Source organism: Brevibacillus antibioticus, from assembly GCF_005217615.1.
GTDB classification, from domain to species: domain Bacteria; phylum Bacillota; class Bacilli; order Brevibacillales; family Brevibacillaceae; genus Brevibacillus; species Brevibacillus antibioticus.
Genome location: NZ_SZNK01000001.1, coordinates 2,716,906 through 2,740,765, shown reverse-complemented (window position 1 = coordinate 2,740,765; position 23,860 = coordinate 2,716,906). Strand labels below are relative to the sequence as shown.

Sequence of the window (23,860 nt, the reverse complement as noted above, 5' to 3'; positions counted from 1 at the left end):
CGGAAAAGGAGGAATGGCAATGTCTACCGTTGCTTTTCATACATTGGGCTGCAAAGTAAACAGCTATGAGACAGAGGCCATCTGGCAATTGTTCAAGGCAGACGGCTATGAGAGGGTCGACTTTGAACAAGATGATGCAGATGTTTACGTGATTAATACTTGTACCGTGACGAACACCGGGGATAAGAAGAGCCGTCAAGTCATTCGTCGTGCGATTCGCCGCAATCCTGAGGCGATCGTTGCCGTAACTGGCTGCTATGCGCAAACTTCTCCAAGTGAGATTGCGCAAATTCCCGGTGTAGATATCGTAGTAGGTACACAAGGGCGCGAGAAGCTGATCGAGTACGTGGATCAAATTCGGACAGAGCGCCAGCCGATCAATGCAGTAGGCAACATTATGAAAGCTCGCGAATTCGAAGAGCTGGATGTTCCTAACTTCACGGATCGCACACGTGCTTCCCTCAAGATTCAAGAGGGCTGCAACAACTTTTGTACGTTTTGTATTATTCCGTGGGCGCGCGGTCTGATGCGTTCCCGCAAACCGGAGAGCGTTGTCGAGCAGGCCCAAAAGCTGGTGGAAGCGGGCTATCTGGAAATCGTTTTGACTGGGATTCATACAGGTGGATACGGCGAGGATTTGGAAGACTACAATTTGGCGAAGCTGTTGATTGACCTTCACCAAGTGGAAGGGCTCAAGCGCATCCGCATTAGTTCGATCGAGGCGAGCCAAATCACTGATGAAGTGATCGAGGTCATCAACAACTCTGATCGTGTCGTGCGCCATCTGCATGTACCGCTGCAAGCGGGCGATGACGAAGTATTGAAACGCATGCGCCGCAAGTATACGACAGCTGAGTTTTACGAGAGAATGGTCAAAGTACGCGAAGCATTACCAGGAGCAGCGATTACAACAGACGTCATCGTAGGCTTCCCAGGTGAGACCGAAGAGCAATTCTGGACTGGATACGAGTTTATGAAGAAAATCGGTTTTGCCGAAATGCACGTATTCCCGTACTCCATGCGCACAGGTACACCAGCAGCACGTATGACGGATCAAATTCCTGATGAGGAAAAGAACGAGCGCGTCGCGAAGCTTCTGGAGCTCAATCAGGAATTGACCTTGGCGTACTCCAAGAAATTCGTAGGGGATGTACTGGAAGTCATTCCGGAGCGTCCATTTAAAGAAGCACCTGATAGCGGTCTTCTGATGGGCTATTCGGACAACTACCTGAACGTCGTCTTCCCTGGCGATGAGAGCATGATCGGCAAGATTTGCAAGGTCAGACTGGATGAACCAGGCTCGGAATACTGCAAAGGGACTTTTGTTCGCGTAGTGGAAACAGAGGCGCTGCCTTACCTGAAGGAGCGAGCTATATGAGGGAGATATCGGCAGGAGGCGTCGTATACGAGAAGCAAGACACAGAGTACATGCTCCTATTGATTGAAGACCGATATGGCAAAGTAACACTCGCAAAAGGGAAGCAGGAGATGGGCGAAACCATCGAAGAAACGGCTCTACGCGAAGTTTTGGAAGAAACAGGCGTAGCCGGACGATTGGGTTCCAAGCTCGACATGATCACCTATGTTTATACGCATCCGGTGACAGGCGAATCCATCGACAAAGAAGTCCATTATTATTTGGTGGAAGCTTACAACACAGAGATCACCGTACAGCTAGAAGAAATCAATGATGTTCATTGGCATACAGCAAAGGAAGCATGGGAATTGCAACTGCAACGAGGGTACCGTAACAATGACAGCATTTTTCGCCTTGCATTCGAACAATTAGGGATAGAGGTGTAGTTCTATGAACATGAACAAATATATCGACCACACGCTGTTGAAGCCTGATGCTACACAAGAGATGATTGACAAGCTGTGCCAAGAAGCAAGAGAGCACGACTTCATGTCTGTATGCGTAAACCCTTATTGGGTAAAACGCTCTGCTGAGCTCCTGGCAGGCTCTGATGTGAAAGTGTGCACGGTTATCGGATTCCCTCTGGGAGCGAGCACAATCGAGTCCAAAGCAGCTGAAACCCGCGATGCGATTGCAAACGGAGCGACGGAGGTAGATATGGTACTGAACGTAGGTGCCCTGAAATCCGGCGACCTGGAAACAGTCAAAAAAGACATCGCTGCTGTGAAGCAAGCTGCTGGCGATATTCTCTTGAAAGTGATTCTGGAAACTTGCCTCTTGACCGAAGAAGAAAAAGTAGTAGCGTGCAAGCTCTCCGTAGAGGCTGGTGCTGATTACGTAAAAACCTCAACAGGGTTTTCAACAGGTGGAGCAACGGTTGAAGATATCGCCCTGATGCGTAAAACCGTAGGACCAAATGTTGGCGTAAAAGCGTCTGGTGGCGTTCGTGACGGCGAAACAGCGGTTGCGATGATCGAAGCAGGCGCGAGCCGTATCGGTACGAGCTCCGGTGTTTCCATTGTAACTGGAGCAAAAACAACAGGCAGCGGATACTAATACGAAAGAAAAGCCTGGCCGAGGTAAGGCCGGGCTTTTTCCGTCCTGCATGCTGATGTTCCTATAGAGAGAGGATAGGGAGCAGGGAGGAGATTAGCAAAAATGAAATTTGTTAAAGGAATCATCATCCTGTTGGCTTTTTATGGAGTCGGCGTAGCTGCGAGCAAATGGCTACACATTCCCCTGCCAGGGAATCTGGTGGGAATGCTGCTGTTAACACTGGGATTGTGTATGGGATGGATACGAATGGATTGGGTGGAACAAGCGGGTACTTTTTTAATTAGGCACATGTTGCTCTTTTTTGTACCGATCATCGTCGGAGTCGCTTCCTATTTAAACGTATTCACGCAAAACCCATTGCCAATCATACTATCGATGGTGCTCGGTCCATTGTTAGTCATGCTTGTGACTGGCCTGGTTGTGCAATGGTATTTGAAGCATCAAAAACAAAAATCAGAATCGTCCTTGCCGCAAGAGGGGAGGACTTTGGATGCTTAGTCCATTTTTTGCTATTTTGGTATCGATAGCAGGGTACAAAGGCGCAACCATGATCAATGCTCGATTCCAACGGTTGCAGCCTCTTTTGGTAGCTGTGATCTTGGTCTGGACCATATGGTGGGCGTTTAGCGGCGATTGGCAGGCGTTTGCTACCGGAGGATCGTGGATTTCCTTTTGGCTCGGCCCTGCAACTGTGGCACTCGCTATTCCGCTGGCTAAACAGATTAAGGAGTTTGCTCATATTTGGCGCGGTGTTTTGCTTGGTGTAGGTGCAGGCTGTGCAATTGCGATCTTCGTCGTTATCGCGGTTCATTGGTGTCTGGGTTCCGATGAGCTCGTATACAAAAGCATGCTTAGCAAGTCTGTGACCACCCCGATTGCGTTGGAACTGAGTCGTTCCATAGGTGGGGAACCTGCGCTTGCAGCCTTTTTTACTGCATTGACAGGGATGGTTGGTGTCATGATTGCCCGTCCTGTTCTCAAATGGGGTAAGATCACGGATGATTGGGCAATCGGGATCGCCATTGGTACGAGTGCACACGCCATTGGTACGGCCAGCTTGAACCGCGTTTCCCCTGTTCAAACAGCAGCGTCCAGTGTCGCAATGATCGTGGCAGGCGTCATTACTTCCATCTACTTGATACCATTTTCTTTCTGAAGGTGAGGTAAGTAGGACGACGCTTATCAGGGATCAGCCATTGAATAAACTTGGCTATCTGCGGGACGAATGGCAGCGCGACCAGAGAGCAGACGAGATTGAAGATCGTCTGTGAATGGGCGATCTGCATAGAAGGACTATCCGTTAAAAAGGCACTGACGAGGGCAAGCTGGGAAAGAAACGGTAAAAAAACAATCGCGCCTGCGACGTTGAAGAGTGTATGGCACCATGCGACCTGCTTGGATGCCGTATTCGTACCAATAGCAGCGATGACAGCGGTAAAGCAAGTTCCGACATTTGCGCCCAACACGATGGCGAGTGCCGTTTCCATCGAAAGAATTTGATGACTGAGCAAGCCCATCGTGATCACGGTCGTAGCGGAACCGCTATGAATGAGAGCGGTGAAAATGATCCCGGTAATCAAACCGATCCAGATGGAATGGCTGCTCTCCAGAAAAAGCGAACGAAACGTCTCAGACTGCTCCAAAGGCTTCGCCATGACTTTCAATGTATCGATTCCGAGGAAGATCAGTCCGAAGCCGGCGACGACGAGACCAATGCAACGAATGTTACGGCGCGGCATCAGCCAAAGCGCGACTCCGATGAGAAGCATGGGAATGGCAAAGGACTCGAGCTTGAGCGCAACTAGCTCCGTTGTGACGGTCGTGCCCAAATTGGTTCCCAAAATGATGCCGACGGTTTGTGTGAACTGGATGATCCCTGCGTTCGTTAGCCCAATCGTCAGGACGGTTACCGCACTGGAGCTTTGCAAGACAAAAGTAGCGAAAAGACCAATCCAGAAGCTATGGAGCGGGGTGCGTGTAAATCGCCCCATCCATTCTTCCATTTTTTTGCCGGCAAGGTTTTGAAAGCCGGAGCGCATGGCGTACATACCGAAAAGAAAAAACGTGAGCCCAAAGGTAAAAGGGGCGAGGATGGAGACTATCACAAGATACGTTCCTCCCTGTCCATTTTTAGCAAGTTACTATAACGCTATGCCTGTACAAGGGCAAGCATGACAAAGAGGAGGAATAGCTGCATGGCACGTGTGCTATTGAATCAACATCGGAAAAAGCGGCTAGAAGTTGGACATCCGTGGATTTTTCAGTCAGAGGTTTTAGAAATTCAAGGGGATGTAGAACCAGGTGAAATCGTCGAGGTCACCAATCACAAAGGATATTTTTTGGCAAAGGGCTATATCAACCCAGCTTCACAAATGATCGTGCGCATTTTGAGCTACGATCAAAAGGAAGAGATCGACTACGACTTTTTCTTGCGCAAAATCAAGCAGGCGGCAGAATTCCGGACGAGATTTGTGGACAACCCACGGGCTTGCCGTGTCATTTACGGGGAAGCCGATTTTTTACCAGGACTGATCGTCGATCGCTACGAAGACACATTGGTTGTCCAAGTCCTCTCATTGGGTATGGAGAAGCGCATCGATTGGATTCGGGATGCACTCGTAGAGGTATTTGCACCGACCGGTATTTATTTGCGCAATGATGTACATGTCCGTGAACTGGAAGGGCTGACACAGGGCAAAGAAGTCCTGTACGGAGAGTGTCCTCGTGAGGTATTGATCGAAGAAAACGGATTGAAATATTATGTGGATATCGTTGAGGGGCAAAAGACCGGCTTTTTCTATGATCAGCGGGAAAATCGTGCCTCCATCGCGCCATTGATGAAAGGCTGGGGTGAAAAGCACGGCATTACCCTGACGAGCATGGAAGTAGAAGGCGAGACAAAGCAGGTGCCTGTAGACAAGCGCGGTAAAGTGGTTAAAAATCCGTTTTGGGATGGCGCTGAGGTATTGGAATGCTTTACACATACTGGTTCCTTCACCCTGAATGCTTGCAAGCACGGTGCGAAAAAAGTAACAGCCCTCGACATTTCGGATCACGCCATCGAAACAGCGAAGCGTAACATTACACTCAATGGCTTTTTGCATCGCGTTGATTTTGTGGTGGCCAATGCATTTGATTACTTGCGTGAAAATGTAGAGGCAGGTAAGAGCTGGGATGTGGTCATTCTTGACCCGCCAGCATTCGCGAAATCGCGTGGAGCAGTGAAAGGCGCTTGCCGCGGCTATAAAGATATTAACTTAAATGGGATGAAGCTTGTTCGTTCTGGCGGATTTCTCGTTACCGCGTCTTGCTCGTACCATATGTCTCCTGAGCTGTTCCTGCAAACGATTCAAGAGGCAGCGGTCGATGCGAAAAAGATATTGCGCCTGATTGAATGGCGAGGTGCGGGCAAGGATCATCCGCAAATCAGTGGGGCTGATGAGGCTCATTACTTGAAATTTGCCATCTTTGAAGTAAGAGATCGTCGATAGAGAAAAAGAAAAACAGCGTCCGCATTAAAACGGCGCTGTTTTTCTTTTCGGCTTTTTGTCTGATTTAAGAAGTTGGTTTTTCAAAAATCAATTCGAAGTATTTGGCGATACCGTCGCCCCCGATGCTTGGAGCAAAGATTTGCACCAAACGCCAGCCTTCCTTGGCGTGCTCGTGGACAACGGTCTGATAATCTTCTTTTGGTTGGCGTCGAAAAGAGGACAGCTCAACTCGGACGAATTTGTATTCAAACATGTTCTTTCCCCCCGCTTGTATCATCGTCTCTCTTTTTATACGCGCGATAAGCGGAAAGAGTTGCAAAAGAATGTGAATCATTTCGAATAAAGAAATAAGTGCTCATGACAATTGTTTGTCATTTTTTACACGCCTGACGAGATCGAGAGCCTGCTTGAACCCCAGCTCCTTGCCTAAAAAGACTTGTCCTTCGGCGGGGGTAGAAGCGCGGGCCTGACTCAAGTTCTGAAGCTCGTGGGTCAAGAGATGCTCGACCAGATATAGCTGTACCTGACCAATTTCCCGTTCGCTTTTCCGATCACGCTCCTTGAACTTAGCCCGCTGCTGACTTTCCTCTACGTACTTGTCAATATCATCCTCCAAAAAGTGGGAGGCATTGCAGATGATATGGCGATAGTCATCCGTCTTAGAGGGAATGGTACGGATGGTGTGACCGAGATGAGCGAGGAGAAATTTGCTCAAGACGATTGCGTCACGGGTGTAGTTGTTATGCAGCAGGGAATATTCCCCTAGGAAAGAACCGCTTTCCTTATCATAGCTGTGCAATAATGTGTAAGAAGAGCAGTACGTGCAGTACAACAAATAATCTCTCATGGAAATCCCTCCAGAAAAATAGCTCCATGACAGGAATTTTATTTATATGGTATGAGAAAAAACGTGAGCAGGTGATACTTGCTTCTCTTGTTTTTGGTGTTTGGTTTGTGTATGCTAAATGACGGGCTCGGCCCGGTAAATAGAGCAGATGTTGGGCTTTTGCATAGCATAGGAGAGAGTAGAAACTGGGTAGACTCTCCGGTTTCGTACGGAGGGGAAAGGAGCATGACACAGATGGGAAATCAAAAGATTCGATTGGGTATTATTTATGGAGGAAAATCCTCAGAGCATGAAGTTTCATTGCGTACGGCCATGTCCATTATGCAGGCTGTAGATGCAAATAAATATGAGGTAACCCCAGTGTACGTTCAATTGGATGGCGCTTGGGTGACTGGAGAAACACTGGCAGGTCAACTGCCGGATAAGATCGAAGCATTGCGCTTATCGGCAAAAACACCAAAGTCAGGGTCGCTGTTTGCCATGAATGAGCAAATGGATGTTGTTTTCCCTGTGGTTCACGGACCATTTGGTGAAGATGGGACCATTCAGGGACTGTTGGAATTGGCGAATATCCCGTACGTGGGAACCGGAGTAATGGCTTCCGCTATCGGAATGGATAAATGGATGATGAAGACCGTCTTTGCACAAGCTGGACTTCCGCAAGTGAAATATGTAGGCTTTCTGCGCTCGCAATGGGAAAAAGGCCAGGACGATGTCATGGATCGGATCGAGCGTGAACTCGGCTATCCGTGTTTCGTCAAACCGGCGAATATGGGTTCTAGCGTAGGGATTAACAAAGCGAAAAATCGTGAAGAGCTCAAGCACGCATTAGAGGTAGCTGCCAAATTCGACCGCAGATTAATTGTGGAAGAGTTCGTTCAAGCACGTGAATTGGAGATCGGCGTTTTGGGGAATGAAGAGCTGCTGACATCTGTCGTTGGGGAAGTCATTGCCGCTAAAGAATTTTACGATTACGAAGCCAAGTACAAAGGAGCGGGAACAGAGCTCTCCATTCCTGCGATCGTTCCCGAGCATGTATCCAAACAAATCGCGGATATAGCCAAGCAGGCCTTCCAAGCACTCGATGGCTCTGGCCTTTCCCGCATAGACTTTTTCTGGGATGAGAAAAACGATAAGCTCTATATCAACGAAGTGAATACGATGCCTGGCTTTACGCCGTTTAGCATGTATCCAATGCTTTTCCAAGCTGCGGGTGTGAGCTACAGCGAGCTGATCGATCGTCTGGTGCAACTCGCTATCGAGCGACATGCGGATAAAGGTCGCAATGTCGTAGATGCGGAAGAGTTGGACTAATCATGAGAAAAAAGATGCTGATGAATCGGCATCTTTTTTCTTTTTGCGTAGGATGATGGAACGAATTTCTGTCAGTCTATCTCTCCTAACTGTACAAGATAAATATTATCACTTGAAATGAGAATGATAATCGTTTACATTATTTATGGGACGTTTTACCAATTATGTAAGTCGCAATGCTTGGATAAAAAATGGATCAAGCAAGAGGAGAGGTAACATGTTTGTAGTCAAGCATATCGCAGAGCATGCAACGATGCAGAGCTTTCTCAATTGTTATCTCCGAGAAACAGGTAGAGGCGAGTGGATCAATCGGACAGACGAGATTACGAAGCAGCTAACGAAAATCATACAGCCGAGTTCAACAGGTAAATACCTTCATTACGAACTCCCGCATCAGGGGATTTCTCTCTATGTCGGTGTCAAATATCATTCGGTGACAGGCAGGCATCTGTTTCATTATCCAGCTTGCTACCGAAGTGGTGACTGTACTCGTTTCGTTCAGGCGGACTATTTGACATTAGCCGTTCTTTTGATTAAAGAACTGACGCTTCAGCATGGGGAAGGTGCAGTTCCAGATGAATTAGTCTTGCGTATGATTCAAAGCTGCCAAAGCATTGAGAAATTTGTTCGGACGCGCCAAAGTAACGCCGAAAATTTATATGGTGTGGAACAAAGTTTCATCGAAGCAGAGCAGGCACTTTTGTTCGGTCACTTGTTCCATCCAACCCCGAAGAGTCAGCAAGGAATTCCTGAGGCCAAGCAAGCGCAGTATGCACCGGAGTGTTGCGGGAAGTTTCAACTCCACTTATTTGCTGCCCATCCGTCGATTGTTCACGAAAATTCTGGGCTAAAAGATTCCGCTACGCAATTACTGAAGGATGAGTTTCCTTCGATATCTGATGTCGATCCATCGTTTTCAATCGTCCCGATTCATCCGCTACAAGCAGAATGGTTGCTTGAACAGGTAGCCGTACAATCCTTGATCGAGAAAGGGTTGCTTCTATACCTGGGGCCAGAGGGTGAGGAGTATATGGCGACATCATCCCTTCGAACGGTTTATCATCCTGAGAAGAAATACATGCTCAAGCTGTCTGTCCCAATCAAAGTGACGAATTCTTTACGCATTAACAAGTTAAGTGAGATGGAGATTGGTTTAGAGGCGAAGCAACTTTTTGAAACAGGGATCGGTGAAGTGAGTCGCAAGTATCCGGGTTTTGGCTTTATCTCTGATCCAGCTTACATCACGATCACGTTGGATCAAGCGAAAGAATCGGGATTTGAAGTGATCCTGCGTGATAATCCCTTTATGGGGAGTCATGCAGGGCAAGTCACACAAATCGCTGCACTCGTGCAAGATCCACTTCCTGGGTATAAGAGTAGGTTGGCAATGATCATTCATCATCTGGCACAAAAGGAAGGAAAGGCACTGGAAGTAGTTAGTTTGAAATGGTTTAAGCGGTATGTAGACATTTCATTGAAACCAATGGTATGGCTCTATCTAACGTACGGAATCGGCTTGGAAGCCCATCAACAGAATAGTGTGGTCACTCTCAAAGACGGATACCCCGATCAGTTCTTTTATCGTGATAATCAAGGCTATTATTTCTCAGAATCGATGCAAGAAATATTAGAGGCAGAATTGCCTGGGATTGGCAAGGTGAGCAGAAACATCTACAAAGACCATCTTGTAGACGAGCGAATCACCTATTACATGATTTTTAACCATATGTTTGGGCTCATTAATGGATTTGGAACGGAAGGATTAATTGATGAACAAATCTTATTGGCAGAGATGCATGAGGTTTTGACGGAGTTTTTACCTATGAATCGAGAGACATCAAATTTTCTAGAGAATCTACTTACGCGCGAACAGCTTCCGTGTAAGGCGAATCTGCTCACGCGCTTCTATGATCTGGATGAATTAACCCAACCGGAAGAGAGCTCATCGGTTTTTGTTTACATAGATAATCCTTTAGCAAAAGTAAAGCAGACCGAAAAGGCAGGGCTGCATGCTTTTGGATAGCTTATTGCATCTAGCTTGAAGAGACTTGGAGGATAAGGTATGGAGGTAACAATACAAGATTTCTCGATTGAAGAGGCACTTCACTCGACACAGTATGTGCAGGTGAGAAAAAGGGTGTTTCGACAATGCATCGAGTCTTTGTTATATGAGGGAATTGTGACTCCTGGGACCCTGCAAGAGGGTGATCAGACGATTTATACGCTACATGGGCTTGATGAGGGTGATCTGCCTGTTCGCTATCGTTGCCAAGGGCGGAAGAGCGCTAGTTTTGGGCTTGTTCGTCTAGGGAAGGACCCCGTTACTCGTATTGTTTACGATCAAAGCGGAGTTGCCCAGCAAGAGTCAGAAGCGATATCCCTCACTCGTTTTTTAGTGGAAGTCTTCCGAATGAATACGGTAGATGAACAAAGACTGAAGCTATTTGCCAATGATTTGGAACAAACGTTGTTGAAGGATACTTTGTCCCAATACTATCGGGTACAAAATGATATTCGGATGCAGGGCAAATCGTATGATGAGCTGGAAGGTGATCTGATGGACGGTCACCCTTACCACCCCAGTTACAAATCACGCATTGGATTTACTTATGCGGATCATTTTGCCTATGGTCCTGAATTTAAGCAGGAAGTTCATTTTCTTTGGCTAGCGATACATAAGCAATATTCTCAAGTGTCCATTGATCAAGGGAGAAATTTTGATGATCTTCTCATAGAGGAAATAGGCAGGGAACCAAAAGAGGCCTTTCAGCAAATCATCGTCAATCATGGATGCGATCCTGATCAGTATGCCTTCGTGCCTGTTCATCCTTGGCAATGGCGTAATCATATCGTGCCTGGATTCCTGGACGATATCCATCGCAAAGAGATCATTGTGCTTGGCGTAGGCTCTGACGGTCATCGTCCACAACAATCCATCCGCACCTTTGCGAACAAAAGTAATCCGCATAAACCGTATCTGAAACTCTCGATCAACGTGGTGAATACCTCGGCGGCACGTCATCTCACTCCTCATTCACTGGCAAGTGCCCCTATTGTTTCGAGATGGCTCAAGGGGATTACGGACGCAGATTCGTATTTACGAGACGTGCAAAAGGTGATCATGCTCCAAGAGTTTGCAGCAGTGGCATACGATCCTCCCCCTGCTTCTGACCTGGTGGAAATGGTTACATTCGGAGTAATTGGGTGCATGTGGAGAGAAAGTCTCATCCCTCATCTCGAAGCGGGAGAGGAGGCGGCTCCTTACAACGTATTAGCGGCAGTTGAGGTGGATGGGGTGCCATTCATTGATCGTTGGCTAAGAGAGCAAGGGCTAGAGAATTGGCTTGTGCGATTATTGGAAAGCAGTGTGGTGCCGGTCGTTCATATACTTGTGAAACACGGGATTGCGATGGAAACCCATGCGCAGAATATGATCTTGGTGCACCGGGATGGTGTCCCTACTCGAGTAGCATTGAAGGATTTTCATGAAGATTTGATTTTTTGTCAACCGTTCTTGAGTGAGCCAGACAAATGCCCCAACTTCGCGGAAGTGCATGAATATTACGCAACGAAGCCCGATGATGTGATGTTTCACATGAATGACACAGCAACAGTCAGAGATTTGACATTAGAGACTTTATTTCTGATCAATCTGGGGCAACTCGCACGGCTTTTAGAAGAGCATTACGGATATGCCGAAGCGCGCTTCTGGGAGATGGCCGTTCAGGTATTGGAGGGTCACCAACAACGATTCCCGGAATTGGCGGAGCGATTTAAGCGATTTGATCTGTTTGTTCCAAGCGTGCAGGTAGAGAAATTGACCAAGAAAAAGCTATATACAACGAACGAGAACTATCATTTACATGAAGTTCCCAATCCTTTGTTTGCGGCAAGGAAGAGGCTTCATTCCATGGCTGTGGGAGGTCACTAGCATGTTCATTGTGAATCAAAATGAGATTTCAGTGCATGAATGGCAGAGACATAAGCAAGGGTTCGAAAGCATGGATCATTTTCGACAGCCAGAAGGAAAGAGGTACGCCGTCTGCATAGCTGACCCACTTGACGTGATTAGTCTTGTTCAATATTTACGTGAGCATAATGGCTCGGTGCTATTAATTCATGGGGAAACCCCGAAGGAAACCGCCTATCAAATGGCAGTAAAGGCAAGATGCTTTGGACTTGTTTATCAGGATACGAAGCATTTCTTGTCCATCACGGATAAACACGAGAGTGAAAAACCATCGCTCTACCAATATAGCTCTGGTACGACGGGGGACGCGAAGCTAATCGGGAGAAGCTGGGAGGATATCCAAACAGAAATTCATGCCTACAACCAGTTGTTCCAAGGCGAGGAAGTATTAACCCCGATCGTGCTGGCATCCGTGACACATTCTTATGGATTGATATGCGGCGTTTTAGCAGCACTAGAACGGGGAAGTAAGCCTTCGATTGTGACGCACAAAAATCCCAAGTTTGCTTTACAAGTGATTCAAGATACTCCCCAGCATATTGTTTATGGTCTCCCAGTCTTTTATCACATCCTATCCAGCTTTTCGCGAGAGCAGGTACGCTTTCACCGGTTAATGACATCTGGCGCTCCCATGCCAGAAGGTTTGTTTCTAAAGCTACAAGGCATGAGTGACATTTTGATGCAACAATATGGATGCTCCGAGGCGGGGTGCGTCAGTATGAGTAAACAGATGAGAACACATACAGATCTGGGGGTTCCCCTTTCCCATGTGGCCATGACAACAGGTGAAAATGAAGAACACCCTGATGAAATTAAGATAGGGATTGGACAGAACGAAATAGCGACGCAGGATTTAGGTTTCTGGACAGGAGAAGGACATATCCAATTTGTCTCAAGGATGGATGATGTAATAAACGTCTCAGGCTTAAAGGTATTTCCTTTAGAGGTCGAGGACGTCATTTTGAAAATGAGTGGGACAAAAGAAGTAGTCGTGTATCGTGGACGTCATCCGGTCATGGGAGAGATTGTGAAGGCGCAGGTGATTACAGAGGGAGGAACTACTCCTGAACAAATCAGGGAATGGTGCCAAGATCGTTTGCCAGGCTATAAAGTCCCATTCGAAATCCAATGTGTGACGAGCATTCCTAAGACAGCCACAGGAAAAATCAGCCGTCGATTCGTAGAAATGGAGACGATCAGTAAATGACACGAAATGAAAGAATCGAGCAAATCCATACGATTATGACTGAAAAATTAAACTTATCGCATATCCTCGCGCTGGAGGAGTCCATGCGATTGAATGAGGATCTGCATATTGACTCGATTATGCTATTGCAACTGATCGTTTATATCGAGGAAGATTTGAAATTGGTAGTACCTGCTCATGAATTAGATCCACGAATCTTCCAAACGGTTGGATCACTGCTTACTTTTGTCGAACAGCTAGAACCGCAGCATGTATCGAATTAGCGTCTATACAAACATCGAGTGGGGGGATACAGAATGGTTAAAGTTCATTGCATAATTTCATGCCTATGCGAAGTGATTAAGCGCCGCACAAAGATTGATTACCGTCCTTATTATTTTGGTATATGGGATGCCGAGTACTCCATTACGGATCAAGGTGTAGTCACGTATTACATTGATAATCATGAGGAGATTATCAAGGGATATGAACGACTTTTCCGAGCGAAAGTAACGGAATGGTATGATCATTCCCAAGATAAAGCCTCCAATCTGGACATGTTCTTAGAGCTAATTGAGAAGCGTACCGAGGATCAGTATGTCCTTGTTCAGATAGACATGTCGCTGGTTCCAGAACGAGATAATAAATTTGCGTTGAAGCCATTCCCGCATTTTTTGATGATCTCAAAGACAGAGAACGAAGATGAGTGGTTTATGTTTGACCCGGATTTTCGTTGGGAGGGCAATGTGAAGAAGGAGACGGTGATCAAAGCCTTCTTAGAAAATCCGTTTGGTGGCGGCTTTATGGTGGATGCGAGTGAAATTAAGGAACCAACCTATGACATGATCCACGATTATTTCTATGCAGCACTCAAACGTGATCATAATCCGTTTACCACTGAGTTGAAGCGATTGATTACAGACATGGCAGAAGGGCGCAATGGATACAATTTGGACATGTTGCTTGCGGCAGTGACTCAGGTGAAGGTGATTGCGATCCGGAAATACAGCTACGAGTATGCATTTCTCTATCTGCAAGACTACTTGCAATACCATCGTGATGAGTTTTTGCGTATTGCCTATAAAGTGGAGGACATCTACCAAGGGTTTACGACAGCACAGTACTTGTGTGTCAAAATGGCTATGACCAAGAATATGGCGTTGTTACCTCCGATTATCGAGGCGCTAGAAGAGATTGATCTGATTGAACTTGAAGTAAAAAAAGAGTTGGAACGTCAGTTTGTCCTGTGGACCCAAATGGATAAAAGTCTTGTCACTGTAGACGAAAAAGGGTGGAGGTAAAGGTCAAATGAAACTCTCATTGTGCACAATTACTTTTCGCCACCAGTTGATTTCGTTTGCACAGATTGTTCGGTTTGCTCATCGTCATCATTTTGATGGAATCGAATTATGGGGAACCCACGCCCAACATCTGTACGATCATGATCGATTAGAGATGGAGGAGCAGGTAAGGTTGGTCAGGGATCAAGGCATGAGTATCTCCATGCTTAGCGATTATCTGGATATTGCTACTTCTACCGGATTTCAGCGTACACTGGAAAAAGCAAAAAGACTCATTTCACTGGCGAAATGGCTACATGTAAAGCAAATCAGGACGTTCGCTGGACAGAAGGCGAGTAAGGAAGTTAGGCAAGAAGAGCGGGCACGCTATGTGCATCATCTGCAAATCTTATGTAAGATGTGTCAAGAGCACGGGATTCAGCTCTTGGTCGAAACACATCCGAACACGCTTACAGATTCTATGAGTTCTACACTTGCTTTGTTGCAGGAAGTCAATCATCCTGCACTAAAAGTGAATCTTGATTTTCTTCATGTCTGGGAATCAGGTGCTGATCCGATCGATGCGTACGAGCAATTGAGACCGTGGGTAGCTCATTATCATTTGAAAAATATTTCTTCATCGAATCATTTGCCGGTATTCGCTCCGCACAATGTATATGCCCCTAACGGCGATCGTGAGGGAATGGTACTGCTCGGTGAGGGTGCTGTAGATTATGGGCCCATTTTAGAAAAGATTGCGGATACGGATTATTTTGCATCTATTGAATGGTTCGGTCAGAGTCCACAACGCGTATTAGCTGAAGAGGTAGAGTGGTTGCGGAAGGCCATGATGGTTCGTGCATAAGTAAAAAAGGTCGGAGGCGCAGGGGTGCTTCCGATCCTTTTTTCGTGTAAAAGGAAACCAAGTGCTTCCAGTGAGCGTCTACGTATTGAGTACTTATTCGGGAGGACCCTTGATGAAAAAACACCTATTGCTCTCATGCTTGCTGATTTCCTTGCTGGGTATCCTTGTCCCTGGACAACTCAATGCTTCTGCTCCTGTGCAGGCAGACCCTCGTAAGCCAGAGCCGGTCGTCATCTATCAAGTACCGGTAGCTGGAAAAGTGACAAAAACCGTGACGAACATGTCCTTGATTCACCGGGCGAGTATGTCGCCATCGGGCAGGTTTGTATACGGGGAACGGATCGGATACGGGAAGACAGACCGAACCATACCGTACCTGTACGATATGCAAACCAAAAAGATGACGCAGCTATCCGGCTATGGCAAATGGTCGCCGAAGCAAGACGCACTCTACGTTCGTGAAAACGGCGGTATCGTAAAGCTCAGTCTTCCAGATGGGAAAAAAACGGTACTCGTCCCGGCAGCAGCTCAGTATCCCGTCCTTGATTTTTCCGTTTCACCGGATGAACAGTACATGGTGTTCACTCGTATGGACATGCTCTCTTCCAATTCCAAAGTAAGCGGTCACCTGATCTTGCAGCACCTGCCTACACTCAAAATGAAAAAGAATGACCAGTATGAATGGCCGAGTGGAACAGAAGAAGAAAGGTATTACTGGGTGCCGAATTCGAAAAAGCTGTTTTACAAAACGCAAATCGCATACAAGGAGTTAGACTTACCGACTGGCCTGAAATATGACCATAACATGACGACATTCCCTTCTTACTCCAACGATATGAAGTACCGTTATATGCGAACCAATACAGAGGAATACATGCTGGATTTGCAGACAGGGAAAAAGGTCAATTTGAAGGATTCCGTGTTCACTGAGAGCTACCTGGACAAGATTGTTTGGTCGCCAGCAGGGCATCAGATGGCAGTAGAACAGCACGCTCGTACTTCCAATTCTCAAGACTCGTATATGTACATGCAATCATGCAAAGAAGTCACGAAATGCGGCTATCCATTCGGTTCTCCTGACAAGGGAATGCCTGGCTATTACGACTTAAGTGACAATCAGCGCATCATCGGCTGGGCAAAGGATGGGAAGTCGTATTATGTAGCTGATCTCGCATCGATCCACTATAGCGATTTTTCGCCTGAAAAGCTGGGTCCTTCCAACAATGTCATAGAACTGCGATGATTTCTCAATCGAAATCCGCCAAAACAGAAGAGGTGCAAGGATGATCACACATGTGTACATGATCCGCCACGCAGAATCGCTGTACATTCAGGATCAGGAGAAAACGCGCGGATTGTCTGAAAAGGGCTGGCAAGATGCGCAATGTGTAGCAGAAATCTTGCGAGCGGAACAAATTGACGTGTTTGTCTCCAGTCCTTATGCAAGAGCCGTCCAGACAATTGAAACTGCTGCGAAGCAAGCGAATCGGGAAATCAAACTGGAACCGGATTTTCGCGAGCGCGATTTAGGTGCTTGGGTAGAGTGCTTTGAGCATTTTGTTCAGGCTGTCGAGCATGCATTTGCAAACCGTGAGTTCGCTTTCGCAGGGGGAGAATCGAATGCAGTAGCGGGGGAAAGAGGACTCGCTGCCTTGCAGGAAGTTTTGGATCACCATCGAGGCCAAAAAGTCGCGATTGGCATCCACGGAAACATCATGACGATCATCATGAATCTCTACGATCCATCATACGATTTCTCCTTTTGGAAAAAGACCTCGATGCCCGATATTTATAAACTAAGCTTTGAGGAAGATCAATTGATCCAGGTAGAACGACTGTGGAATGACAAGGACAAGCATTAAAAAAGAAGCCGTCTCCCGTTTCATACGAGAGGCGGCTGTTCTCTTTCGTTTATTCGTGACCTTCCAGATCAGTAATAAGTGTCCATAATGACATACCTTTGGAAGCCTTGAACAAAAATGCATGTTTTTCATCCCGTAGCGGCAGTAGAGCAGCCATTGCCTCTGCTTTGGTCGCGAAGTGCAGCTTTTTCCCCGAATAAGCGTCATGGAGATGACGTGAATCCTCACCGATTGTCACGAGCAGCTCGAAGCGCTCAGCAATGTCTTGAATCGAGGCTCCAACGCCCGCGTGCATAGCCTTGCTATCTGGTCCGAGCTCGTACATGTCACCTAACACGACGACTCTTGCGCGCTCAGGGTACAGCTCAGCAAATGTCCGAACGGCAGCCTCCATGGAGACGGGGCTGGCATTGTACGCATCACTAATATACACAGTACCGTGTTTCCCGTTGATTTGCTCAAACCGCATGGCGGAGAGCTGAACCGTGGACAAGGCGTAAGCGATTTGCTCCGTATCCATTCCGAGCTTCTTGGCAATCGCGACAGCAGGCAGTGCATTCAGGACACTATGGCGGCCGTGGAGCGGAAGGAATGCCTCGAAATGCTCTCCGGAGGCAAGGTATACTTTGAAACGAGTCCCACCTTCAACCGTTTCGATTTGCTCTGCCCAAATATCCGCTTTCTCATTAACAGAGTAGTACATGAGTTCACCCGGATACAGATGGGCTATCAACCGTAGATACTCCGAATCCTTATTGAGCAGCACGAGCCCGTCAAGAGCGGTATGAGGAAGCAGTTCCGCCTTAGCGAGAGCGATTTTTTCACGCGTGCCAAAATACTCAATATGAGACTCTCCAATAAATGTAATCACGCTAATATCAGGCTGGACCAGCGAAGCGAGCAGATCAATTTCCCCAGCGTGGTTCATCCCGAGCTCCAGTACAGCAGCTTGATGTTTTTCTTCCATCTGCAATAACGACAAAGGTACACCAATGTGGTTGTTGAAGTTTTTATATGTCTTGTATACAGGCGAACGGCTCGCAAGTACGTGTGCCACGATGTCTTTCACGGTTGTTTTCCCGATACTTCCGGTAATGGCGATGCGAGGGAACGAAAAGCTTTTCCGATAAGCGGCAGCCAGCTTTTGAAAGCCACGGAGAGTATCATTAACGAGAATTAACCCAAAATCATTTGGCAAGTCCGCAGGAATCTTCTCCTGATTCGAAACGAGAGCAGCTACGGCTCCTTGCTCAGCTGCTTGTAACAAAAAATCATGTCCATCCCGTGCGCCACCTGTCAGCGCTACAAACAAAGATCCCGCAGTCAGCTCGCGGGTATCAAAGTGAACGGATGACAAGGCAAGCCCTGGGGAACCAGTGAGCAGAATCCCTTCTGCGTTGATTGCTGCCTGATCCAGTGCAATTGGTTTCATCTGCACGAACTCCTTTTGTAATCCAGTTTCAACCTCGAAGTCATGCTACCATGCGTGAGGTAGCGCCGCAAGACAAAAGTGAGGGAATGTGATACGATCAATTCTTACGTACATAACGATCCACATACAAAGGAAGAAAGGAGTCTCCTATGGAAAAAAGTATTTTTACCAAAATCATGGACGGTGAAATTCCTGCTCGTATCGAGTATGAGGACGAGCACGTTATTGTCATCCATGATATTGCCCCAAAAGCACGTGTTCACTTGTTGATTATCCCGCGAAAGCCAATTCCCACGCTCATGGATGTAAGCGCCGAGGACCTGCCTCTGATCGGTCATATCCACCATGTAGCACAACTCTTGGCGAAAAAGCTGGAGTTGTCAGGTTTTCGCCTGATTAACAACTGCGGCAAAGAGGGTGGACAAGAGGTTTTCCACATTCATTATCACCTGTTGTCCGGTTTTTACGAATAAAATTGAACTAAAGGTTGACCTTCTTTAGTCAATTATCCTATAATGAAGTGTGACAGTCTGTTCGTACGTTCGACTCAGGCGTCCCACGGTTTTAGCGGAGGGAGGGAAGACAAATGGCAGAAATTCGAGTCAAGAAAAACGAGTCTTTGGATAGCGCACTTCGCCGCTTCAAGCGTGAAAGCGCAAAATCCGGGGTGATGGCGGAACTGCGTAAACGTCGCCACTTTGAGAAGCCTAGCATTAAGCGCAAGAAGAAATCCGAAGCAGCTCGCAAACGCAAGTTTTAATTGACGGAGGGCTCATCATGAGTGTAATGGAGCGACTCGATCAAGATATGAAGCAAGCAATGAAGGACAGAGCTGCTCTAAAACTCTCTGTTATTCGCATGGTGAAAGCCGCACTAAAGAACGAAGAGATTAACAAGGGCAGACTTTTGTCTGAAGACGAAGTGCTGACCATCTTGACTCGTGAGTTAAAACAACGCCGTGAATCCCTCCACGAATTTGAGAAGGCAGGCCGCGTGGAACTTGCCTCGAAAACGCGCGAAGAGATCGACGTGCTCTCCGCTTACTTACCCGCTCAGCTTAGCGAAGATGAAATTCGTGATATCGTTCGGGAAGGTATCGCAGCTACCAATGCCTCCTCCAAAAAGGAGATGGGCAAAGTGATGGGTGCGATCATGCCGAAAGTGAAAGGCAGAGCAGACGGAAACCTCGTGCAAAAGATTGTATCTGAGGAACTACCATCGTAGACGCGAGTAACACCTCATATAGATACGAACAGAAAAACTCAACCTGTAAAGGTTGGGTTTTTTCTTTTTTTCCACGATGTGAAAGAAATATGAAACGATTGCCAGCCTCTTTCGTATACCTTATTGCACACACGTTGAAGCTGATAGAAGGAAGGAGGTACATGCAATGAGTGCAACAAGGCTAGTAAAAAGCCGCGTGCGATTGCTTTTTTCACTTCTTTGCCTGATCATGGGAATGACGATGCTTCTTGCTCCCGCGTCCACAACAGCCAAGACCTATCAAAAAGCAGTTTGGATTCCAGTAGATAGCACGATCGAGCGAGGGCTGGAGAGCTTTTTAGAAAGAGCATTTGCTGACGCGCAGAATCAGCAGGCAGACGTTGTTATCTTGCATATCAATACGCCAGGTGGAGAAGTGAACGCTGCCGACCAGATTGGGCAGTTAATCCGTCAGGCTCCCATGCATGTGATAGCCTACGTTGATAACCAGGCTTTTTCAGCGGGAACGTACATCGCCCTGAATGCAAATGAAATTATTATGACTCCAGGTAGTAGCATGGGGGCAGCCGCACCGATTGACTTGGCAGGAAATGCAGCAGATATCAAGTTCATTTCCGGTTGGAGCAATAAAATGAAGGCGGCAGCTGAGCTGAACAATCGCAATCCTGACGTTGCTCGCGCGATGGTGGAAATCGATACAGAATTCCCGGGATTAAAGCCAAAAGGCACGGTGCTTTCTCTCGATGCCCAACAAGCGAAGCGGTTGGGTTATGCGGATGATGTGGTGTCCAATAAGGAAGAACTGCTCAAAAAGCTCGGCATTCAACCAGATTCCCTTCAGGCCATTGAGCCAACTGGTGGCGAGCTGGTAGCTAGATGGGTGACGAGTCCCATTGTGATGAGTCTTTTGCTCGTCATAGGATTGGGAGGGATTGTTGTAGAACTGTTTGCCCCTGGCTTTGGTGTTGCTGGGACGATTTCGCTCGTCGCGTTCAGTCTGTATTTCTTCGGACATTATGTAGCGGGATTTGCCAACTGGTTGCACATTGGACTGTTTGCCATCGGAATCTTACTGATGCTTCTGGAAATTTTTCTTCCGGGCGGTATTGTCGGTGCGATTGGCTTCCTGAGCATTGTGACAGGTCTCGTGATGGCAGCTTATGACACGAAGCAAGGGCTCGCCTCCCTGGGTGTGGCCGCTTTGATCACGGCAATTGTAACGTTCCTGTTGGTGAAGAAATACGGGGTCAAAGGTTTATTCAACAAGTTTGTCTTGGGTGACACGCAAAGCAATGAAGAAGGCTACGTTGCTCCGCGTGATCAGCGTGAGCTGGAAGGTGCGTCAGGCATCGCCCTTACACCATTGCGCCCGGCAGGGGTCGTCAAGGTGGAAGGAAAACGTGTGGATGCCGTATCGGTTGGTGGTTTCATTGAAGCGGGTACCGCCATCACCGTGGTACAAGTAGAAGGCACGCGTATCGTCGTTGCTGAACTAGAACAAAAGGAGTGAGCACTTCATGGTTGAAGGCGGATTGATTCCCCTTATTTTTATGGTGGCAGTAGCCATCGTCGTACTTTCAGTTTTCTTCTCGTTCGTACCAGTTATGCTCTGGATTTCTGCACTGGCTTCCGGTGTGAATATCGGGATTATTACCCTCGTCGCTATGCGCTTGCGTCGCGTCGTACCATCTCGTATCGTGAATCCGTTGATTAAAGCACGTAAAGCGGGCTTGCAGCTGGATACAAACCAATTGGAGAGCCATTATCTCTCAGGCGGTAACGTAGACCGTGTAGTAGATGCGCTCGTAGCAGCACAACGCGCAGATATTCCACTTGGCTTCGAACGAGCAGCAGCAATTGATCTGGCTGGTCGTGATGTATTGGAAGCGGTACAAATGAGCGTTAACCCGAAAGTGATTGAAACACCTGTGGTAGCAGCAATGGCAAAGGACGGTATCGAGCTGCGCACTCGTGCAAAAGTAACGGTTCGTGCCAACATCGATCGATTGGTCGGTGGTGCTGGTGAAGAAACAATTATCGCCCGCGTAGGTGAGGGGATCGTATCGACAATTGGTTCGTCAAAAGGACATAAGGACGTATTGGAAAATCCGGATCTGATCTCCAAAACGGTATTAAACAAAGGCCTGGATGCCGGAACCGCTTTTGAAATTCTCTCGATTGATATTGCGGACGTGGATGTAGGGAAGAACATCGGGGCACAATTGCAAACCGACCAAGCAGAAGCAGATAAACGTATTGCCCAAGCGAAAGCGGAAGAGCGTCGTGCCATGGCAGTAGCCCAAGAGCAGGAAATGATCGCGCGCGTACAAGAAATGAAGGCAAAAGTAGTAGAAGCCGAAGCGCAAGTACCACTCGCGTTGTCTGAAGCATTAAAAAGCGGCAAAATGGGTGTAATGGATTATTACAACATGCAAAACATTGCTGCTGATACGCAAATGCGTCAATCTTTCGGGTATGCAGGTGACAAACAAGATCCTGCTATGCCAGACGAGAAAGAATAAGGGCGATTGCCATGGAAGATCTCATGGATCTCGTCGCAAATTTACTGGACGTAGTCGAGTGGATCATCCCGCTCATCGGCAAGTTCTGGGTTGTCATCCTTGGTTACGTAGGATATAAAGCTCTTGGCAAAGCTGGAAAGAAGAAGATGTCTCAAGGCAAGAAAATGCCTCCGCTTACCCCGGCCAGCACGTCGAATTTCCCTCTGGAAACGGAGGAGTACGGCAGAGAGACGGTGAGAGCATCCTCCAAATACGAGCCACTTCAGCAAGAATCGATGGAAGGGGTTGGAGTTGAGCAGGAATGGGCATTTTCCAGTATGGCTCGTGCTTCGACGGGTCCAACCATCACAGTGAAGGAATCGGAAACGAAGAAGGTCGCTGATTCGGAGCGAGCGAGAACACTCACATCGAAACACGGCAATCCGCGTGATGGGATGAAATGGGCGCTCATTTTTGGAGAGCCGCGCTCAAAAGCTCCGTACGCCCAGCAGGTTCGGCAAAGAAAGATTGTATAATAGCAGCTAGTCAAACAGGTGAACCTCGGTTCGCCTGTTTTTCTTGATACGCAAGGTGTTCATGTCGAAATATCTCGAATAACTTGTCTTGTTTCTCGTATCCCGGTTGACTATCCTGAATGTAGAGAAAATTCTTCCAAATAGAAGAAGGGGTAGAGGTCAAGCGATGAATCAACAAATTTTTGAACAAATGGGGCGGTTCCGTCAAAAAGTGATTCGGCTTGCCATCTTCGAAGACAAATCAGTATATGAAACAGCGATCGCATGCGGCTGTTCAGCTGAGAAAGTAAAACGAGTCATGAAAAAGTGGAAGGCGCTTACAAAAGAAAAAGATCGGGTTTCTACTGCAAAAGAAAGCAAATAATCAATGGATTTTGTGGAAAGTAATTTCAAAGAGGGAGTTCTCATCTGCTTGCTAAATCGCGAGCGAGGAGGGCTCTTTTTTTGTGACTGTTTTTGATGAATGCCACTTTATGCTCGCGCATACGCATAGATAAGAATGGTTTTATACCTGCAAACAGATGAGATTGTCATATTCGCCAATATATAGAACGAGAAGGGGGGCTAATCCATGAAGCGTTGGAGCCGCCGTCTGCGCCAGCTGGCCGGAGGGGTGTTGGATCTGCCGCAAGATGTAGTCCTGGAAGTCCCGCGCATTACGATGATCGGTCATTTGCAAATGTATATAGAGAATCATCGAGGAGTTTTGCATTTTAGCGAAAAAGAACTTCGCCTGTTGTTGACGAACGGTCAACTGATTGTTTCAGGTGAACAGCTTGTCATCCGAGCCATTTTGCCAGAGGAGGTTTTGTTAGAAGGCAGAATCGGTGGCGTGAAATTTTTGGAGACGGGATCACAGAGCTCGTAATCTTTGTTAGA

Annotated in this window: 27 protein-coding genes; 23 read left to right on the top strand and 4 right to left on the bottom strand. The window is 47.2% G+C overall.

Annotated elements, in window-relative coordinates; all coding sequences use genetic code 11:
- Nucleotides 1–19: 19 nt before the first annotated feature.
- The 5 genes from mtaB to E8L90_RS12655 all read left to right on the top strand — a co-directional run bounded on the left by mtaB (nucleotide 20) and on the right by E8L90_RS12655 (nucleotide 3,629).
- Nucleotides 20–1,378: a tRNA (N(6)-L-threonylcarbamoyladenosine(37)-C(2))-methylthiotransferase MtaB gene (mtaB, locus tag E8L90_RS12675; RefSeq protein WP_137029706.1), complete on the top strand. Its 1,359-nt coding sequence runs from the start codon at nucleotides 20–22 to the stop codon at nucleotides 1,376–1,378.
- Entirely contained in the window at nucleotides 1,375–1,803 is a 429-nt protein-coding gene (locus E8L90_RS12670; RefSeq protein ID WP_137029705.1) for an NUDIX hydrolase, read from the top strand. Before mtaB ends, E8L90_RS12670 begins: the two co-directional genes overlap by 4 nt.
- 4 nt (nucleotides 1,804–1,807) lie before the next feature.
- Nucleotides 1,808–2,473 (top strand): deoxyribose-phosphate aldolase, encoded by a 666-nt coding sequence (gene deoC, locus E8L90_RS12665; protein WP_012685746.1) that lies wholly within the window; start codon nucleotides 1,808–1,810, stop codon nucleotides 2,471–2,473.
- A 102-nt stretch (nucleotides 2,474–2,575) separates the two neighbouring features.
- On the top strand, nucleotides 2,576–2,971 hold the full coding sequence (locus E8L90_RS12660) for a CidA/LrgA family protein (protein WP_137029704.1): 396 nt from the start codon (nucleotides 2,576–2,578) through the stop codon (nucleotides 2,969–2,971).
- The gene (locus E8L90_RS12655; protein WP_137029703.1) at nucleotides 2,964–3,629 is read left to right on the top strand and encodes an LrgB family protein; all 666 of its coding nucleotides are present in this window, start codon (nucleotides 2,964–2,966) and stop codon (nucleotides 3,627–3,629) included. The genes E8L90_RS12660 and E8L90_RS12655 overlap by 8 nt, the downstream gene beginning before the upstream one ends.
- On the opposite strand, the gene E8L90_RS12650 is transcribed toward E8L90_RS12655, so the two are convergent.
- Entirely contained in the window at nucleotides 3,595–4,578 is a 984-nt protein-coding gene (locus E8L90_RS12650; RefSeq protein WP_137029702.1) for a Na/Pi cotransporter family protein, read from the bottom strand. The genes E8L90_RS12655 and E8L90_RS12650 overlap by 35 nt on opposite strands.
- Before the next feature lie 90 nt (nucleotides 4,579–4,668).
- Between E8L90_RS12650 and E8L90_RS12645 the strand changes: the two genes are divergently transcribed.
- Nucleotides 4,669–5,964, top strand: a complete 1,296-nt coding sequence (locus E8L90_RS12645) for a class I SAM-dependent rRNA methyltransferase (protein WP_137029701.1) — start codon at nucleotides 4,669–4,671, stop codon at nucleotides 5,962–5,964.
- A 64-nt stretch (nucleotides 5,965–6,028) separates the two neighbouring features.
- Here E8L90_RS12645 and E8L90_RS12640 read toward each other — a convergent pair whose 3' ends face one another.
- Both E8L90_RS12640 and E8L90_RS12635 read right to left on the bottom strand, forming a co-directional pair.
- Complete coding sequence (locus E8L90_RS12640) at nucleotides 6,029–6,217, bottom strand: DUF4177 domain-containing protein (RefSeq protein ID WP_016742618.1); 189 nt, start codon at nucleotides 6,215–6,217, stop codon at nucleotides 6,029–6,031.
- A 102-nt stretch (nucleotides 6,218–6,319) separates the two neighbouring features.
- Complete coding sequence (locus E8L90_RS12635) at nucleotides 6,320–6,811, bottom strand: hypothetical protein (protein ID WP_137029700.1); 492 nt, start codon at nucleotides 6,809–6,811, stop codon at nucleotides 6,320–6,322.
- Nucleotides 6,812–7,045: 234 nt separating this feature from the next.
- Here E8L90_RS12635 and E8L90_RS12630 point away from each other — a divergent pair, with 234 nt between their 5' ends.
- The 9 genes from E8L90_RS12630 (at nucleotide 7,046) to E8L90_RS12590 (ending at nucleotide 17,288) form a co-directional block, all read left to right on the top strand.
- Entirely contained in the window at nucleotides 7,046–8,125 is a 1,080-nt protein-coding gene (locus tag E8L90_RS12630) for a D-alanine--D-alanine ligase (RefSeq protein ID WP_167497644.1), read from the top strand.
- Nucleotides 8,126–8,342: 217 nt separating this feature from the next.
- The gene (locus tag E8L90_RS12625; RefSeq protein ID WP_137029698.1) at nucleotides 8,343–10,148 is read left to right on the top strand and encodes an IucA/IucC family protein; all 1,806 of its coding nucleotides are present in this window, start codon (nucleotides 8,343–8,345) and stop codon (nucleotides 10,146–10,148) included.
- 39 nt (nucleotides 10,149–10,187) lie between these two features.
- Complete coding sequence (locus E8L90_RS12620; protein WP_137029697.1) at nucleotides 10,188–12,056, top strand: IucA/IucC family protein; 1,869 nt, start codon at nucleotides 10,188–10,190, stop codon at nucleotides 12,054–12,056.
- Between the two features lies 1 nt (nucleotide 12,057).
- Nucleotides 12,058–13,302: an AMP-binding protein gene (locus tag E8L90_RS12615; protein ID WP_137029696.1), complete on the top strand. Its 1,245-nt coding sequence runs from the start codon at nucleotides 12,058–12,060 to the stop codon at nucleotides 13,300–13,302.
- On the top strand, nucleotides 13,299–13,565 hold the full coding sequence (asbD, locus tag E8L90_RS12610; protein ID WP_137029695.1) for a petrobactin biosynthesis protein AsbD: 267 nt from the start codon (nucleotides 13,299–13,301) through the stop codon (nucleotides 13,563–13,565). Before E8L90_RS12615 ends, asbD begins: the two co-directional genes overlap by 4 nt.
- Nucleotides 13,566–13,598: 33 nt before the next feature.
- Nucleotides 13,599–14,582 carry a DUF6005 family protein gene (locus E8L90_RS12605; RefSeq protein WP_137029694.1) on the top strand — a complete coding sequence of 328 codons (984 nt, stop codon included), beginning with the start codon at nucleotides 13,599–13,601 and terminating at the stop codon, nucleotides 14,580–14,582.
- 7 nt (nucleotides 14,583–14,589) lie between these two features.
- Nucleotides 14,590–15,426 (top strand): sugar phosphate isomerase/epimerase family protein, encoded by an 837-nt coding sequence (locus E8L90_RS12600; RefSeq protein ID WP_137029693.1) that lies wholly within the window; start codon nucleotides 14,590–14,592, stop codon nucleotides 15,424–15,426.
- Between the two features lie 112 nt (nucleotides 15,427–15,538).
- Nucleotides 15,539–16,669, top strand: a complete 1,131-nt coding sequence (locus tag E8L90_RS12595; protein WP_137029692.1) for a TolB-like translocation protein — start codon at nucleotides 15,539–15,541, stop codon at nucleotides 16,667–16,669.
- Between the two features lie 40 nt (nucleotides 16,670–16,709).
- Nucleotides 16,710–17,288, top strand: a complete 579-nt coding sequence (locus E8L90_RS12590) for a histidine phosphatase family protein (protein WP_137029691.1) — start codon at nucleotides 16,710–16,712, stop codon at nucleotides 17,286–17,288.
- A 49-nt stretch (nucleotides 17,289–17,337) separates the two neighbouring features.
- Here E8L90_RS12590 and E8L90_RS12585 read toward each other — a convergent pair whose 3' ends face one another.
- Nucleotides 17,338–18,720, bottom strand: coding sequence for a UDP-N-acetylmuramoyl-tripeptide--D-alanyl-D-alanine ligase (locus E8L90_RS12585; protein WP_137029690.1), 1,383 nt, complete (start codon nucleotides 18,718–18,720; stop codon nucleotides 17,338–17,340).
- A gap of 149 nt (nucleotides 18,721–18,869) precedes the next feature.
- Between E8L90_RS12585 and E8L90_RS12580 the strand changes: the two genes are divergently transcribed.
- The 8 genes from E8L90_RS12580 to yqfC all read left to right on the top strand — a co-directional run bounded on the left by E8L90_RS12580 (nucleotide 18,870) and on the right by yqfC (nucleotide 23,849).
- On the top strand, nucleotides 18,870–19,193 hold the full coding sequence (locus E8L90_RS12580; protein WP_137029689.1) for a histidine triad nucleotide-binding protein: 324 nt from the start codon (nucleotides 18,870–18,872) through the stop codon (nucleotides 19,191–19,193).
- A gap of 113 nt (nucleotides 19,194–19,306) precedes the next feature.
- The gene (rpsU, locus tag E8L90_RS12575; protein WP_007727630.1) at nucleotides 19,307–19,480 is read left to right on the top strand and encodes a 30S ribosomal protein S21; all 174 of its coding nucleotides are present in this window, start codon (nucleotides 19,307–19,309) and stop codon (nucleotides 19,478–19,480) included.
- Nucleotides 19,481–19,497: 17 nt separating this feature from the next.
- The gene (locus E8L90_RS12570) at nucleotides 19,498–19,944 is read left to right on the top strand and encodes a GatB/YqeY domain-containing protein (protein ID WP_007727628.1); all 447 of its coding nucleotides are present in this window, start codon (nucleotides 19,498–19,500) and stop codon (nucleotides 19,942–19,944) included.
- 166 nt (nucleotides 19,945–20,110) lie between these two features.
- On the top strand, nucleotides 20,111–21,454 hold the full coding sequence (locus E8L90_RS12565) for an NfeD family protein (RefSeq protein ID WP_137029688.1): 1,344 nt from the start codon (nucleotides 20,111–20,113) through the stop codon (nucleotides 21,452–21,454).
- Between the two features lie 7 nt (nucleotides 21,455–21,461).
- Nucleotides 21,462–22,466: a flotillin-like protein FloA gene (gene floA / locus E8L90_RS12560; protein WP_137029687.1), complete on the top strand. Its 1,005-nt coding sequence runs from the start codon at nucleotides 21,462–21,464 to the stop codon at nucleotides 22,464–22,466.
- An 11-nt stretch (nucleotides 22,467–22,477) separates the two neighbouring features.
- Complete coding sequence (locus tag E8L90_RS12555; protein ID WP_137029686.1) at nucleotides 22,478–22,981, top strand: hypothetical protein; 504 nt, start codon at nucleotides 22,478–22,480, stop codon at nucleotides 22,979–22,981.
- A gap of 166 nt (nucleotides 22,982–23,147) precedes the next feature.
- On the top strand, nucleotides 23,148–23,345 hold the full coding sequence (locus E8L90_RS12550) for a sigma-70 family RNA polymerase sigma factor (protein WP_137029685.1): 198 nt from the start codon (nucleotides 23,148–23,150) through the stop codon (nucleotides 23,343–23,345).
- A 207-nt stretch (nucleotides 23,346–23,552) separates the two neighbouring features.
- A complete protein-coding gene (gene yqfC, locus E8L90_RS12545; protein WP_137029684.1) occupies nucleotides 23,553–23,849 on the top strand; it encodes a sporulation protein YqfC in 297 nt (98 codons plus the stop codon).
- Nucleotides 23,850–23,860: the final 11 nt, after the last annotated feature.